Raw genomic sequence first — 15335 nt, 5'->3', positions numbered from 1 at the left:
GATTAAGAGTGGCTATCGAGCCAGCTAATCACGTCATCGATACGATGAACTTCGTGGCGAGGAGGCAGGTGAGGCCGCTCGATCATCACCACGGGCAGGCCGAGCCTACGGGCAGCGGTGAGTTTGGACGCCGCCCCTTCGCCACCGGAATTTTTACACACGACGCGCTGGATTCGCTGACCTTCCAGCAGGACGAGATCGCCTTCCAGCGTAAACGGGCCTCGATCAATCACGGTGCTGACATCGGCCAGTGGTAACGGGCTAGATGGTTGGTCAACCAAACGCAGCACGTAATGGTGCTGGGGCTGGCCGGCAAAGGCCGCAAGGTGCATGCGGCCAATGGCGAGCAGCACCCGCTGGGGCGGGCCCGCCAGAGTGCTGACAGCTTCATCGATACTTGCCACGCTGTGCCACTGGTCGCCGTCAACGGGTTGCCAGGCAGGCCGGGTAAGGGCAATGGCCTTTACGCCGCACTGGGCCGCAGCGGCTAACACATTCGTGCTCATCTGCGCGGCAAAAGGGTGGGTGGCATCGACGATATGGGTGATGCGCTCCCGGGCCACAAAGGCGGCAAGGCCGCTAACGCCGCCAAAACCACCAATGCGAGTAGGCAGTGGCTGGGGTTTAGGCGTGGCAACACGCCCAGCATAGCTGAATATGGCGGGCAGCCCGCGCTTGGCAACCGCACTGGCCAGGGCGCTGGCCTCCGAGGTTCCCCCGAGAATTAGGATCTTGATCATGGTTGAGGTTAACAAAACTCCCTGGCTGACCCTGTTAGGTTGGGGGGAGGGTGGCACACAGGCGCTAACGGCGGCAAGCCGCGCCGCACTGGAAAGTGCCGAGGTAGTGTTCGGCGCGCGCCGCCACCTACGCCTTTTGCCGCCCCTAAACGCCGAAGTGATTGAGTGGCCTGTGCCCTTTGCCGATGGCATCCCAGAACTGCTCAATCAGCGCGGCCATCGGGTAGTCATGCTGGTCTCGAACGACCCGTTCTGGTTTGGGGCGGGCAGCACCCTGGCGCAGCATCTCGGCGCTGACGAGTGGCTGGCATTGCCTGCGCCTTCCACCTTCAGCCTGGCGGCTTCCCGCCTGGGCTGGCCGCTGGAGCGCTGCACCTGCCTGGGCCTGCATGCCAAACCACTGGCGCGCATTCGGCCTTACCTGCATGTCGGTAGGCGTTTGCTGGTACTGGTAAGAGACGGCGCGGCGGTTGCTGAACTCGCCTCTTTGGTCAGTCGGTTCGGCTTTGCGGATTCACAGCTAACGGTGCTGGAAGCCCTGGGCGGCTATAACGAACGCCTTCGCCATTGCCGTGTCGACGCCAGCTTGCCCCAGGATATCGCCCACCCGGTGGCGGTAGGGCTGGAAGTCACCGGTAACGGCCCGGCCTTGCCGTTGACGCCCGGCCTGCCGGATCATTTTTTTGACCACGACGGCCAGATTACCAAACAGACCATTCGCGCCATCACCCTGGCGGCACTAGCCCCCATGCCCGGCGAGCGGTTGTGGGATATTGGCACCGGATCGGGCTCCGTCGCCATTGAGTGGCTGCTCGCTCACCCGGATAATCAGGCGGTAGGCTTCGAGCAAAACGCGGAACGGGCAGCGCGGGCGCGCAGCAATGCAGATAACCTGGGCGTTGATTGGCTGGAAGTAAAAGAGGGCTGCGCGCCGGAAGTGCTAAACGATACATCGCTCCCGGATGCGGTATTTATCGGCGGCGGGCTATCCCAAACGCTGTTGGAAGACTTATGGCAGCGCCTGCCCGAAGGCGTGCGCGTCGTCGCCAATGCCGTAACACTGGAATCCGAAGCGCTGCTGGCGCACTGGCATCAAAAAGCAGGCGGCGAACTGCTGCGGCTGGAACTTGCCAACGCCGCCCCCATCGGCACTCGGCGGGGCTGGAAGGCCAGCTACCCCATCGTTCAGTGGCGGGGCGTTCGATGAAGGCGCGGGCGTTACACGTCGCCGGATTTGGCTTTCGCAGTGAGGCCACGCTTGAATCTCTTGCCCAGGCGCTGGATCAACTGATCGACCAATGCGGCGCTATCGATAAGCTGGCGGCGGCTCGCTCCATGCTGCCGTTAGTCGAAGAGCTGGGACAACTGCGACACATCGAGGTTATCGCCGTGTCGGACGCCGAGCTGCCGACGGTGGCAACGCTGACTCATTCAACACAAAGTATGCAGGCCCGCGGCACGGGCAGCGTGGCCGAGGCCGTAGCGCTGTTAGCGGCAGGCCCGAATGCTAGGCTAATGGGGCCGAGGATAATTTCAGCGGATAGGCTGGCCACCGCCGCGTTGGCGTTGGCAGAAGGAATCACAGAATGACCGTACATTTCATTGGCGCCGGCCCCGGCGCGCCGGATCTGCTTACCCTGCGCGGGCGCGACCTGATCGCCGCCTGTCCGGTTTGCCTCTATGCAGGCTCGTTAGTGCCGGAGCAGATTCTGGAACACTGCCCACCAGGGGCCAAGGTGATTAACACCGCGCCGCTCTCGCTGGATGACATCATGCAGGAGATCAGCCGCGCCCACGCCGAAGGCCGGGATGTCGCCCGGCTGCATTCAGGGGATCTATCCGTGTGGTCGGCCATGGGCGAGCAGTTGCGCCGCCTGCGCGAGCTGGATATCCCCTACAGCATTACCCCCGGCGTGCCAGCCTTCGCGGCAGCCTCGGCTACCTTGGGTCAGGAGCTGACGCTCCCCGGTGTCGCCCAGTCAGTAGTGCTCACCCGTACGCCCGGTCGGGCCAGTGCCATGCCCAGCGACGAGACGCTAGCCAATTTCTCCCGCACCGGCGCCACGCTGGCCATCCATCTCTCTATCCATAACCTTGCCCAGGTGGTCGAGAGCCTGACACCTTACTACGGTGAGCAGTGCCCGGTGGCCATCGTGTGGCGGGCAAGCTGGCCCGACGAGCGGGTGGTACGCGGGCGGCTAGCCAGCATAGAAGCGTTGATCGATAACACCATGCAGCGCACCGCGCTAATTCTGGTGGGGCCGGTGCTGGAGAGCGACGACTTCCAGGAGAGCAGCCTCTACGCCGTAGGCTACGACCGCCGCTTTCGCCCCCAGTCGGCGGATTCGCCTTTTGCCACGGTAAAGCAAGACCAAGAGAGCGAACCATGATCACGCTCTCGCTCATTGGCATCGGCACCGGCAACCTCGATCACGTCACCCTTGCCGCCGTGCGCGCCCTCAATAACGCCGATCTGATCCTGCTGCCCCGCAAAGGCGAGGCCAAGTCGGATCTTATCGACCTGCGCCGCTTGCTCTGCGAACGGCTGCTGGAAGCGCCGATGACCACCAAGATCGTTGAGTTCGATCTGCCTAGTCGTGATGGCCGCAATGACTACCTGGGCGCGGTAGACGACTGGCACGCAGCCATCGCCAGCGTCTGGGCGCAGCTAATCGATGAACACTTACCCAACGGCGGGCGGGTAGGGATGCTGGTGTGGGGCGACCCCTCGCTTTACGACAGCAGCCTGCGCATTACCCAGCGCCTAAGCGCTGCGGGTAAGCAGGTTGATGTAGAGGTAGTGCCCGGCATCACCAGCCTGCAAGTGCTCACTGCCGAACATAAAATCCCCCTCAATGCCCTCGCCGAGCCGGTACACATCACCACTGGCCGCCGCCTGCGCGAGCGCGGCTGGCCAAGCGATGCCGCCACCGTCGCCGTAATGCTGGATAGCGGCGGGGCCTTTACCTCGCTTCCGCAAAACGAAACCTACATCTGGTGGGGCGCCTACCTGGGCATGGAGAAACAGTGCCTGATCAAAGGCTGGCTTAGCGAGGTCAGTGACCAGATCGTCCAGCGCCGGGCGGAGCTGCGCGACACTCACGGCTGGATAATGGATATTTATCTGCTGGCCAAACAGCCTCTGCTATAACGCTGGTATAAATATGGAATGTTTTTCCATAAAATGGCGCTACTGATCAACTAGTATATTGAGGAATAGTCATGAGCTTTTACGTTTACTTATCCGGCGAGATCCATACCGACTGGCGCGAAGAAATCCAGCGCGGCGCCGAGGCCGCAGGCCTGGATATCGTGTTTACCGCACCGGTCACCGACCACGCCGCCTCTGACGCCGCCGGCGACCACCTGGGCAAGCCGGAAAATGGCTTCTGGCGCGACCACCAGTCCTCCAAGGTCAACGCCATCCGCACACGCACGATGATCGAGCAAGCGGATCTGGTCGTTGTACGCTTCGGTGACCAGTACAAACAGTGGAACGCCGCCTTCGATGCAGGCTACTGCGCAGCACTCGCCAAGCCCTACATCACCCTGCATAGCGAAGACATTGTTCACCCGCTGAAAGAGGTCGATGCTGGCGCTCAAGCTTGGTGTACCACCACCGATCAAGTTGTTGAAACTCTGCGTTACGTTCTCAAAGCCTAATACGCCCACCCAGCTAAGGGCACGGTGCCCTGTAAGGGGCATCGCGCCACAAAGCCTGCAATAGGGGGCTGTAGGAGCCCAATTCATTGGGCGATCAGCGCTTAATCAGCCACCCAAAGTGATCGCCCGACGAAGTCGGGATCTTACAGAAGTCTGTTGAAATGGGACTACAGGTAAGCCGTTAGTCGCGCCACTAAAGTCCGCAATACGGGGTTGTATGAGCACAACTTGTGGCACGATCAGCGTTTTATTAGCCAACGGAAACAATTGCTTATGAAAGGTCTTCTTCTTCCGCCTCGCACTCCATCAAAACCTCACTCCCAAATTCTATCTTCCCAATGCGTGACCTAAGCCAATTTTATGAATAGAGTGATATGAATATAGAAAAACGAGCGGGCACGCAAATATTGGGTATGCTGCCTAGTGGTTGGGATGTTGGTTTTTAAAACAATGAGTTACGTAAATGTGGCGAGCTAGATAACATCGATAAACGCGAAGGCACTTTCATTGAAGTTATGCAGTTGGGTGTATAATCACTATTATACGTTTTATGAGTCAGGAGTGACCTCCCCATGAAAACTAAGGGCAAACATGTCGTCCCCCGCCAAAGAGGTGGTTGGGCCGTCAAAACAGCAGGGAAAACCCGCGCAGGAAAGGTCTTTGAGAGCCAAGCCGATGCTGTGAAATATGCACGTGACGCTGCAAAAAAAACACATGGTGAACTTTATGTCCACGGAAAAGATGGAACCATCAAAGAACGTCGGAGCTATGGGATCGATCCGTTTCCTCCGCGAGATAAGAAATAGTTAAGGTGGCATTCGATCAAAACGTGTTCGTTAACTGCCCATTTGACGAACCTTTTTATCCGCTGCTTCGGCCACTACTATTCACCATCATCTATCTCGGGTTGAAGCCGAGAATTGCAACTGAGCGGATAGACTCCGGAGAAGCTCGCATTGCCAAGATCGTCGAGCTCATACAAGAGTCAAAGTACGCAATACATGACCTCTCACGCATCAAAGCCACAAAGAAAGGAGAAGTATTTCGCCTAAACATGCCGTTTGAGCTGGGAATTGACGTTGGGTGTCGCCTGTTCAAAGGCGGGGAACACGAGCAAAAGAAATGCCTAATTCTTGTCGGGGAAAGATATAAATACCAAGCAGCAATTTCTGATTTGTCGAATTCTGACGTTGCGAATCATCAAAACATTCCTGAAGACGTTGTCGTCGAGGTTCGTAATTGGCTCAGCTCAACATGTGGGCTTGGCGCGGATGGAGCTAGCCGCATCTGGGATTCATTCAACGTTTTCATGGGCGACAACTACGATGCGCTCACCGCAAGGGGGTTTTCCAAAAGAGACATCGAAAGACTCCCGGTTCCGGAGCTATTGGAAAGCATGGAGAGTTGGGTTGACGAAAACGTATAACAAGTTGTTGCAGGCGACATTTGGCCCGCGGCGCACCTTTGCTTTCGAAAACGCAAGCACCGCCTCAAACGCGCCTGAACCATGGCGTTGAGGCTGTAGTAAAACCCCACTGACAGCTGCTTTGGTATGCTCTGGAAAACAGGCGAAGAGTGGTCAGCATGCCGCGCTTCAAAGCTTAGAATTAAGATCAGAACACCATGTTGGTGATCAACTACCAAGATCAGCTTCAGCCAGGCACTTTTGAACACGCCGTGCACTTTATGATTGAGCACAAGCTCGACTTGTCGGTTTCGATGATTTCCATTCCAAAGCACCGAAGCGACGCGACTAGTCGGTGCACTATGATCCAGCTACCTTGCTTAAGGTTATCTCATCTATAAAGAAGAAAATAGCGGTAGCTATGCCTCCCTAAGCTGCCAGAATATACCCTCCAGTCGACGTATTTGCCGCCGCTTTGCGTCGTCAAACCACAGACTTAATGCGAGCGTTATGGCAATAAGGTAAATTAATGAAATATCTGGCTTTACTTGGCAACGTAGATAGCTCTATCCTCGGGATTGACCTTGGTGATGGATTTGTTATTGAAGAAATGACCATGGTTGATTTTGCAGATATGTGTGAGGGGAGTTTCATAACTGCGGATGTATGGTCAAAATTAGATCATGAATGGGGATGTGTTCCATTTGGGTCATATTATCGCCCTGAGTATGTTTATATAATAAAGAAAAATTTAGATGATTATCCTGAGTTTCAAGGGGATCCTGCTGATATTGAAGCGCATATGCCATATTGGGAAATGCAGCATAAGTTTCATGGACAGATTTCGAAATACTTAGGTGATAGAATTAATAAGTTAAGACTTTTTAAAGAGGGGTCCATTCGGATAAGTATAGAATTTTATTATACAGATGAAGATGATGAGTTGGAAATGTTCAGCTCAATGGAAAATACTCTATTTTGTGAAAATCGTTTGTTTAGTCTGAATCAGAACGAAGTTCCGTTGGTTAATGAATATCTATCATCCCAGCTTATAGGTAAATTGCCGAAATATTTAGAATTTTCCCTATCAAATTTTGAGCAATCTTATCATGTGCCTCATATAGAATTTGAATTTCTGTCCCTAATGATTTCTTTAGAAGCCTTGCTTAATGATGGTAAGACCGAGCTTCGGCTTAGAGTTTCAAGGGGTTGTGCAGTGCTTTTAGGTGAAGATAGAGAAAGTTCTCGCGAGATATTCAAGGTGGCAAGAGAACTATATGATAAACGCTCGGCACTAGTGCATACAGGAGATCGTAAAAAAATAAATAAAATGACGTGTTGAAAATGAAAGAACTCGTGAGGAAGTCTTTGAAACGAGCATTAGAATTAAATTTATCCAAACAGGATCTTTCACAATTGTTAATGGAAAGTGGGTTTGGAAGACTAAATGAAAATTTGACATAAAATTCCAAGTATCTTTTTGTGTACACTTGGTTTGAGCGTTGAGGCTGTAGAAAAAAACTCTGTAGACAGCTACGCTTTGGTAGGATCAAAGAAAATAGATGAGGAGTGTTCACCATGCCGCGCTTCAAACCCTATAACCACGATCAGAACGCCATGGTGGAGATCAACGACTAATCATCTGATTGAGCCCAAATTAGACTTAACCGTTTTCCATGCCAAGTACCGCAACAATGCGACTAATCGGCAGTCTATGATGCAGCTATTTCATAGATTCAGTATTCTATAAATTCAGTTTATTCAAGGCGATCCATCAATAATATGACGAGAAAAATACTAAGTTTGAAGGCGAAAAGAGAGACAGATGCCAACCCCGCCGAAGAAATTGAAGATCAATTCCCTAATGATCCCGAAAAACGTTTTTTAAATGGCGTCGCTATTCATCCTTCCCCACGCATCTATTTAGAGCCTGGTTCTAATCAGCGTACTGTGCGAGCGATGGATTTGATTACGCCCATTGGGATGGGCCAACGTGGGTTGATTGTTGCGCCGCCGGGCTCTGGCAAAACGACGATGTTAAAACATATCTGTCAGGCTGTAGCGGAAGCTAATCCTGACATAAAGCTGTATGCCTTGCTTATTGATGAGCGCCCGGAAGAAGTGACCGATTTTAAGCGCAGTGTGTCGGCAGAAGTCCATGCATCGTCTTCAGATGAAAGCTACACACATCATGTAAGTATGGCCGATAAGCTCCTTGAGACGGCGCGTAAGCAAGCAGGCGAAGGTCATAATGTGATGATTGTGATCGATTCTCTTACCAGACTCTCGCGGGTTCATAATGCCGAGCAGCGCGGCAATGGGCGCACTATGTCGGGTGGGCTGGATTCTCGCGCGATGGAAATACCCCGAAAACTGTTTGGCGCTGCGAGAAAGATCGAAAACGGCGGATCGCTCACCATTCTGGCCACCGTGCTGGTGGATACGGGAAGCCGTATGGATCAGGTGATTTTCGAGGAGTTCAAAGGCACGGGCAATATGGAACTCGTGTTATCCCGGGATGTGGCCAATCAACGGATTTTCCCTGCGATAGATATTGCCAAAAGCAGTACCCGTCGCGAAGAGCTTTTGATTGATGCAAAAGATATTGAAAAGGTAAGGACATTGCGTAGAGGTTTGACAGCGCTTAAGCCAGTAGAAGGCGCCCAGAAGTTGTTTGCGTTATTGGATAAGTATCCCACTAACGCCGAGTTATTGGATGCGTTTGTGCCGGATTCGTGAAATACCTATAATAAAGAAGCTCACCTTTGGTTTTTAAGAATACAGGGAGGTGAGCTTGTTGGGTAAGGTTTAACGATTACTTTGTTTATTATAGTTTAAGTTTGACTCGGGTACTGCTTTTCGAACCGAAAAGCCTGCAATCTCTTTGCGCTCAATAATGCTTTTTAAGCGTCTTTCAATAGCGCATAGATTTTTAAAGTCACTCATGTCGACTAAAGAGATGGCTTCCCCCGAGGCACCCGCGCGGCCGGTTCGGCCAATGCGGTGGATGTATTCTTCTGGCTGAAAAGGTAAATCGTAATTCACCACACGACTCAGTTCATCAATATCCAAACCGCGCGCGGCAACCCCCGTAGCAACCAAGTATTTTAGCTCGCCAGATTTGAACTGAGCCAAAATCTTTTCGCGCATGGCTTGGCTTCTATCGCCATGGATAGAGTCCGCTGTGATGCCGCGTTTTTCCAGCTGAGCAACAAGCTTGGCCGCATTGTGTTTTTTCTCGGTAAAAATAAGCGCCTGATCCCACTTTTGCTCATTAATTAAGTGGCTCAACAGGGCGGACTTAGTGTCTTTGTCGACGGTGATGAGCCACTGTTTGACATTAGCGGCGGCACGGATGTTGGGGGTGATCGATATTTCAGCCGCCAGATCGGTCATCTTGCTATCTGAAAAATCGTAGGCAAGGGCACGAACGTCGTCTGTGATGGTGGCCGAAAACAGTAGGTTCTGACGGTTTTCAGGTAGGCGCTCTATGATTTTATGGATATCGTCGGCAAAACCCATGTCGACCATTCTGTCCGCTTCGTCCAGCACCATGACTTTAAGTTCATCAAAGTGCAGCGCACGCTGATGGGCCAAATCAAGCAATCTGCCCGGCGTGGCGACCAGAATATCCACCCCTGCGATTAGGCGCTCTTTTTGAGTTTCGGTATCCACACCGCCATACATCGCCATCGAGGTTAGGTGCGTGTGCTTGGCGTATTGAGCCACACTGGCTTCGACCTGAACCGCTAACTCACGAGTCGGTACGAGAATTAGCGCCCGTATGCGCTTGCCGCGTAACGTTCCCGCGTTGCTGAACCGTTCTAGCAGAGGCAGAACAAAGGCAGCGGTTTTGCCCGTGCCTGTTTGGGCGGTGGCGATTAAGTCCTTACCCGAAAGAATGGCAGGAATCGCTTGTTCCTGGATGGGCGTTGGCGTTTGGTAACCTAGTTCGGTAATCGCTTGAACAAGAGGAGGGGATAATCCTAGTTTTGAAAAGGGCATAAGGCGCTCTGACAGATGGTCGTAAGGTGCGTCGAAAAGAAAAGATGACGCATTATAGCGTAAAAGCAGCCGTTCATTGCTCGATTAGTGCAATTAGCTTGATGGCCCTGAATGGTGGCTTATATAATGAAATTAAAGGCATTCATAAAATTAATAGTAAGTGGTTTTTTGCTTATTTAATTTGAGTGTTGAGTCTTTAACTTGGGTTCCAGGGTTACTAAACAGCATGTTATGAAAAAGAAATAGTGAATTGAATATAATATGCACGGTAACCGGTCTATCGATCCACCCCTGCCCGCTGCTCCGCCTGATCCAAAAGCACCGGCCCGCTACCGATCTCTGCTAACTGGTCATTCGGGTTATAGAGTGGGCAATTGGTCATGCTCAAACAGCCGCAGCCGATACAGCCAGTCAAGTTATCGCGCAGCTTTTGCAGATAAGCAATACGGCCGTCCAGCATTTGCTGCCAGTTTTTGGAAAGCTGTTGCCAGTCTTCCACCGTCGGCGTGCGGTTATTGGGCAGTGATTCAAAAGCCCGTTTGATCTCCTCCAGGCTGACGCCGACTTTCTGCGCTGCTTTGATCACCGAAATACGCCTTAGCACTTCTGGCTTATAGCGGCGTTGGTTGCCCGCATTGCGCCAGCTTTGGATCAGACCTTGCTGCTCATAAAAGTGCAAGGTACTGACGTTAATGCCGCAGCGCTTTGCCACCTTGCCAACACTCCAAATTGCCTCTGCCATCACGCACTCCTGAATCTTTTTTGCCATTTTTCTCCAAAAACAGCTTTACCTCAAGTTAAGTTGAGGTTTTATCCTGCCATTTCACTTAACGCAAGGAGACTCTTATGTACTTGGAACACGTTAATCTGGTCGTTGATGATATGGATGCCATGCTGGATTTTTACCGCGCCGTATTCCCGCATTGGCGGGTAAGGGATGAAGGCCATGGCGAGTGGTATGGCAAACCCCGCAAATGGGTGCACTTTGGTGACGATGAACATTACCTGGCGTTAAGCGATCACGGCGAAGGGGCGAACCGCGACCTTAAAGGCCATAGCGTTGGGCTGGCCCATTTTGCCTATGTGACCGATAACCTCGATGCCGTGGTGGCCAGGTTAAATAACGCTGGCTATGCCATTGCCAAACCCGGCGCTAAAGAGCCGTTTCGCAAAAATGTCTATTTTGTCGATCCGGCTGGGTTTGAGGTGGAGTTTGTCGAGTACCTAAGTGACATCCCGGCCGAGCGGAATTTAAATCAAGATGCGCAGTAAAATAAGTTCAGCACCCTCCGGGGTGCTGAGCCGTACTGGATTTAGATTTTATGCACCATAAAATATCTTTTGAATAATCTGGTAAAATCCCTTTTTGCTTTCAGTGGGAATTCAAAGCAGTCCCGCCTAATTTCATGAAGCTGTCTAGCCCTTATACAGGTGCAAACCTATTCCAGGCGTAGGCAGCTTTCAATAACGCCTTTGGCCCCGATGGCCCTCATTAGGAACGTCTAGATGATTCGTGAATACCGGGAGGCGGATATTGAGCAAATTTTGGATATCTGGCTTTCAGCCTCGATTAAAGCTCACTCTTTTGCTGGGTCAAAATATTGGCAGTCCAAAGTTAGCGAAATGCGTGATGTCTATATCCCTGCATCGGAAACCTTTGTCTATGAAGCTGATGAGCAGATAGCAGGGTTTTACTGCCTCTATGGAAATACGTTGGCAGCCGTTTTTGTGTCACCAAGCCTTCAGGGGCAAGGCATAGGGTCAGTGTTGATTGATGATGCCAAGAGCAGAAGGTCGTGTTTGCAGCTCAGTGTCTACAACCAGAATGCCCCCAGTATCAATTTTTATAAGCAGCATGGCTTTATTTCATTAGGTGAGCAGATTGATGAGCAAACGGGACAATCTGAGTTCATCATGGAGCATTACTGCTAATAGCGGCGGCCTGATCCTGACAGTTTTGAAACGATTAACTAAGCCCTGCAGGGAAATAGACGCTCCAAGCCCGCTTTACCAGCACGCATGCTACAAAACCGAAAAATGAACGCCCGTAGCGCTATCCTCAAAGGGTATAATGTCAGCGGCCACGATGGAGTGGCTGTTTTGTGAACGTTCAGGTTAAGCGGTTTTTTGCTTGTTACAGGTTTTACTAAAGAAAAGGGTAGTCGTTCATGATTAACACCAAAATATACAAAGCGGTTTACGAGCTCGCTGAAAAACTCATGAAGGCTGCTGATAAAGAGGATAGAGAGGCTTTCGACGCACTCTATGCGCAGTTGGAAGCGATCTGCACAGAGAACGATAATACCGATAAGGATCATCCAGAGCAGTGGGAAACGCTGGCTGACTTCACGGAAGAGCTGGATGAGGCGCTGGCGGTCTACGAAAAAGCCTTTGAAAAGGCTGTCGCTGTTAACTCGAAAGACCATATGTCATCCATCGCGTTCTCCATGGCGAAGTTACAGGTTGAGCTGGGTCAGACTGACGCGGCTATCAGTAATCTTAAAAATGCCCAAGTCACCGCCAATAAAATTGAAGATGGCGAGCTTAAAGACGAAATTGACGAGCTGCTTGGAAAGCTGACCACCGGTTAGGTTTTTTAAAGCTGTTGCTTTTAATCATATTCACGATAAACGTAGATGCACATAAAGCCTGATTATGCTGGGTTTGCCTAAGACTAGGACACTATTTTGACCAATAACGATATTTTTCGCCGTATACGTTACACCTTCGATTTAAAAGACCGCACCATCGTGGATATCTTCGCCTTGGCAGAGGTCAGCGTGGCTCAAGAGCAGGTAACTGCATGGCTGAAAAAGGATGAAGACGACGCCTTTGTCACCATGAAAAACAAAGAACTGGCGTCGTTTTTGAACGGCTTCATTAGCTTTAAGCGTGGCAAGCGCGAAGGCCCGCAGCCTGCACCAGAAGCGCAGTTGAACAACAATATGGTGTTCCAGAAGCTGCGCATCGCGCTGAATTTAAAGGCTGAAGATATTCTGGCTGTTTTCGAGCTGGCAGGTTTTCGTTTAAGCAATCATGAATTGAGTGCGTTTTTCCGCAAGCCCAGCCATAAGAATTATCGAGAGTGCAAAGATCAGGTGCTGCGAAATTTCTTACTCGGTATCCAGCTTCAATTGCGACCAAACCAGGAGGCTTCAAGCTCTGAGTTCTGAGCTTCATGGCCTGATTCATATAATAGCTGCAGCACTTTTTATTATACGGTATAGGCCTGCTGCGGCTTCGATGTGATGTTTTAAGTGTCGCTACAAAGCTGCGCCGCTTTGCGCAGGTGAACTCAGACCTTAAGGCAACGGTTATGGAAATAGAAGCGGATCTTATAAAAAAGGAAAGAGCTTTGCTTAGCTTCGAGGTGCGTAGTTCACCGACGAAGCTGCGGTCTTTACTGTCTTCGGATTTCCTGGAGATCGGAGCATCAGGCGATTTTTTTGGGTTAGATAGTGTCCTTGATTGTTTGCCTCAGGAATCCGCATGGTCGGCTATACCTCAGGACTTTGAGCACCGGAGATTGAGCTCTGATCTTATCCAGCTCTTTTACCGGGTTGCGATCAGTCGTCAAAACAGCTTAGGTGCAAGCTATTCTCGGCGAACGTCAATATGGCGTAAAGAGGGGAGTGAATGGAAAATGGTTTACAACCAAGGTACGGCTATTTCTCCTTTTGAGGTTCAGTCTTAGTTCGTTGATTCTGCGGGCGTTACACACTTCAGTTTTGAAAGGTGAGGGTCTATGGGAACGCAAATTTGGCTTCTGTATGTCAGCACCGTATTCATTTTGATGAGTACACCTGGCCCTAGCCAGCTTTTGATGCTTTCCAATAGCGTTAGCAATGGCTTGCAACGGTCGCTATTTACCGCCGCAGGAGATTTGTCAGCCAATTTTTTACAAATGATTGTCGCCTCGATAGGTTTGGTCAGCATTGTTCAGCAATCCAGTGATTTCTTTATCGTTGTGAAGTGGGCGGGGGTGGCATATTTATCTTACTTAGGCCTAAGGTTGATCTTCTCAAAGACTGGGGGCCAGGTAGGTGTGGCGAATCAGGGGCGGTCGAAAAAAAGCTTGTTTTGGCAAGGTTTTATCACTTCAGCCGCAAACCCCAAAGCCGTTATTTTTTTCGCTGCTCTGTTTCCACAGTTCATTATTCCATCTGAGCCGCTTCTGCATCAGTTTGTGATACTGAGTGCCACGTATCTCATCATGGATGCGGTTTTCTTGTTTTCCTACGGTAAATCAGCTGAATGGGTTAGTACGAAACTAAAGTCATCAGCGCACCAGTACTTAGGTAAGGTATCTGGATCGTTTTTGATTGGCGCAGCGGTGCTTCTAGGGCTGAAGGATGTTGATGCTAACTTATAATTATAAAGAGCCTCGCCAGCGATAAATACGGGTGATAAGGCTGTGATCAAGCAAGTGGGTGGAGTTAAAGTTCAACCTAAGCACAGGGCTACCTGCCACTGCGGCATGGTGGAGCTCGAACTCGATCTGCCTGATGGTCTTGTTGACCCGAAAAGATGTAACTGCTCTATTTGCAGGCGCAAAGGCGCTGTTATGGCCTATGTCCCGTTGAATGGCCTTCGTGTTGTCCGCGGCGCTGAGCATTTAAAGCTCTATCAGTTTAATTCGGGCGTAGCTAAGCACTACTTCTGCTCGAACTGCGGCATCTACACCCACCACCAAACGCGCTCGAACCCCAATGTGTATGGATTCAATGTCGGGTGCTTGGAAGGCGTTAACCCCTATTACTTGGAGGGTGTACCGGTTAGCGACGGTATCAACCATGAGTATCAACCATGAATCTGATCTGTAGCAGCAGGGGAGCTATAACGTCTCCAGCGTTGGAACATCCAGCAATTCAAAATAGGTGCATTGGTAAGGTATTGATATGGAGCATGAGGCGCTGGTCAAAAAATGGCTGATGAGTGATCCGGATCGTATGGAGGCGCTGACAATAGCGGCCGCGCAGAAGCTGCCGGGGTGGTGTCTCGCTGCTGGATTCGTTAGAAACTTGGTGTGGGACAAGTTGCATAACTTTTCAACGAATACGGCCCTTAACGACATCGATTTAATTTACTTCGATCCTGATGATATAAGTGATTCCCGCGATCATGAGATCGAGCAAGGATTAAGGGAAGTCTCAACGTTTCCCTGGTCGGTAAAGAATCAGGCAAGAATGCACGAGAGAAATAATGATTGTCCGTATACGTCTACTGAAGATGCCATCAGTTTCTGGGTAGAAGTAGAAACGGCTGTAGGCGCTGCTTTGAATGACGATGGTGACGTTACCCTTGTCGCTCCCTTTGGTGTTAAACCTCTGTTTGACTGTACTATTACATTAAACCCCAAACGGCCCAAACGAACGGATTTTGAAGCCCGAATATGCGCTAAGCGATGGCTACAAACCTGGCCAAGGTTGGTGGTCAATCTTTAGTAAGACATTCCAATGATGGAGCTTTTACTAAGCCAGCTCCAAAGGGCTTAATGGTTTAAAGGAGATGGATCTCGGCTA

Annotated in this window: 20 protein-coding genes; 17 read left to right on the top strand and 3 right to left on the bottom strand. The window is 51.0% G+C overall.

What is annotated here, in order from left to right; genetic code table 11:
• Positions 1-2: 2 nt before the first annotated feature.
• Positions 3-740 (bottom strand): cobalt-precorrin-6A reductase, encoded by a 738-nt coding sequence (locus QEN58_RS11320; protein WP_280103766.1) that lies wholly within the window; start codon positions 738-740, stop codon positions 3-5.
• Here QEN58_RS11320 and cbiE point away from each other — a divergent pair.
• From cbiE to rho, 9 genes are all read left to right on the top strand, one after another.
• On the top strand, positions 739-1947 hold the full coding sequence (gene cbiE / locus QEN58_RS11315; RefSeq protein WP_280103765.1) for a precorrin-6y C5,15-methyltransferase (decarboxylating) subunit CbiE: 1209 nt from the start codon (positions 739-741) through the stop codon (positions 1945-1947). The two genes, QEN58_RS11320 and cbiE, sit on opposite strands and share 2 nt — an antisense overlap.
• On the top strand, positions 1944-2330 hold the full coding sequence (locus QEN58_RS11310; protein WP_227406263.1) for a cobalamin biosynthesis protein: 387 nt from the start codon (positions 1944-1946) through the stop codon (positions 2328-2330). The genes cbiE and QEN58_RS11310 overlap by 4 nt, the downstream gene beginning before the upstream one ends.
• Positions 2327-3130, top strand: coding sequence for a precorrin-4 C(11)-methyltransferase (gene cobM, locus QEN58_RS11305; protein WP_280103764.1), 804 nt, complete (start codon positions 2327-2329; stop codon positions 3128-3130). The genes QEN58_RS11310 and cobM overlap by 4 nt, the downstream gene beginning before the upstream one ends.
• Positions 3127-3891, top strand: coding sequence for a precorrin-6A synthase (deacetylating) (gene cobF / locus QEN58_RS11300; RefSeq protein WP_280103763.1), 765 nt, complete (start codon positions 3127-3129; stop codon positions 3889-3891). Before cobM ends, cobF begins: the two co-directional genes overlap by 4 nt.
• Positions 3892-3962: 71 nt before the next feature.
• Entirely contained in the window at positions 3963-4403 is a 441-nt protein-coding gene (locus tag QEN58_RS11295; protein WP_022523082.1) for a YtoQ family protein, read from the top strand.
• Between the two features lie 572 nt (positions 4404-4975).
• Positions 4976-5209, top strand: coding sequence for a DUF2188 domain-containing protein (locus QEN58_RS11290; protein WP_280103762.1), 234 nt, complete (start codon positions 4976-4978; stop codon positions 5207-5209).
• 5 nt (positions 5210-5214) lie between these two features.
• Positions 5215-5829 (top strand): hypothetical protein, encoded by a 615-nt coding sequence (locus QEN58_RS11285; protein WP_280103761.1) that lies wholly within the window; start codon positions 5215-5217, stop codon positions 5827-5829.
• Positions 5830-6337: 508 nt separating this feature from the next.
• Entirely contained in the window at positions 6338-7150 is an 813-nt protein-coding gene (locus QEN58_RS11280; protein WP_280103760.1) for a HEPN domain-containing protein, read from the top strand.
• Positions 7151-7590: 440 nt separating this feature from the next.
• Complete coding sequence (gene rho / locus QEN58_RS11275; protein ID WP_280103759.1) at positions 7591-8547, top strand: transcription termination factor Rho; 957 nt, start codon at positions 7591-7593, stop codon at positions 8545-8547.
• A gap of 69 nt (positions 8548-8616) precedes the next feature.
• Here the strand turns inward: rho and QEN58_RS11270 are convergent, their stop codons facing one another.
• Together QEN58_RS11270 and soxR are read right to left on the bottom strand one after the other, a co-directional pair.
• Entirely contained in the window at positions 8617-9813 is a 1197-nt protein-coding gene (locus QEN58_RS11270) for a DEAD/DEAH box helicase (protein WP_280103758.1), read from the bottom strand.
• 277 nt (positions 9814-10090) lie between these two features.
• Positions 10091-10555, bottom strand: a complete 465-nt coding sequence (gene soxR, locus QEN58_RS11265; RefSeq protein ID WP_280103757.1) for a redox-sensitive transcriptional activator SoxR — start codon at positions 10553-10555, stop codon at positions 10091-10093.
• Between the two features lie 104 nt (positions 10556-10659).
• Here soxR and QEN58_RS11260 point away from each other — a divergent pair, with 104 nt between their 5' ends.
• From QEN58_RS11260 to QEN58_RS11230, 8 genes are all read left to right on the top strand, one after another.
• Positions 10660-11085, top strand: a complete 426-nt coding sequence (locus QEN58_RS11260) for a VOC family protein (RefSeq protein WP_280103756.1) — start codon at positions 10660-10662, stop codon at positions 11083-11085.
• A 234-nt stretch (positions 11086-11319) separates the two neighbouring features.
• The gene (locus tag QEN58_RS11255) at positions 11320-11745 is read left to right on the top strand and encodes an N-acetyltransferase (RefSeq protein ID WP_280103755.1); all 426 of its coding nucleotides are present in this window, start codon (positions 11320-11322) and stop codon (positions 11743-11745) included.
• A gap of 236 nt (positions 11746-11981) precedes the next feature.
• Positions 11982-12404: a tetratricopeptide repeat protein gene (locus QEN58_RS11250; RefSeq protein WP_280103754.1), complete on the top strand. Its 423-nt coding sequence runs from the start codon at positions 11982-11984 to the stop codon at positions 12402-12404.
• A 96-nt stretch (positions 12405-12500) separates the two neighbouring features.
• Complete coding sequence (locus tag QEN58_RS11245; RefSeq protein ID WP_280103753.1) at positions 12501-12986, top strand: YehS family protein; 486 nt, start codon at positions 12501-12503, stop codon at positions 12984-12986.
• A gap of 143 nt (positions 12987-13129) precedes the next feature.
• The gene (locus tag QEN58_RS19510) at positions 13130-13507 is read left to right on the top strand and encodes a nuclear transport factor 2 family protein (protein WP_425270283.1); all 378 of its coding nucleotides are present in this window, start codon (positions 13130-13132) and stop codon (positions 13505-13507) included.
• Between the two features lie 51 nt (positions 13508-13558).
• Positions 13559-14185, top strand: coding sequence for a LysE family translocator (locus tag QEN58_RS11240; protein ID WP_280103752.1), 627 nt, complete (start codon positions 13559-13561; stop codon positions 14183-14185).
• Positions 14186-14227: 42 nt separating this feature from the next.
• The gene (locus tag QEN58_RS11235) at positions 14228-14623 is read left to right on the top strand and encodes a GFA family protein (protein WP_483050741.1); all 396 of its coding nucleotides are present in this window, start codon (positions 14228-14230) and stop codon (positions 14621-14623) included.
• Positions 14624-14711: 88 nt separating this feature from the next.
• Positions 14712-15257, top strand: coding sequence for a nucleotidyltransferase family protein (locus QEN58_RS11230; RefSeq protein ID WP_280103751.1), 546 nt, complete (start codon positions 14712-14714; stop codon positions 15255-15257).
• Positions 15258-15335 lie beyond the last annotated feature (78 nt).

The sequence above is a fragment of the Halomonas alkaliantarctica genome, from assembly GCF_029854215.1.
Lineage (GTDB): Bacteria > Pseudomonadota > Gammaproteobacteria > Pseudomonadales > Halomonadaceae > Vreelandella > Vreelandella alkaliantarctica_A.
The sequence above is the reverse complement of the archived record's forward strand: the minus strand, read 5'-3'. Positions and strand labels throughout refer to the sequence as shown.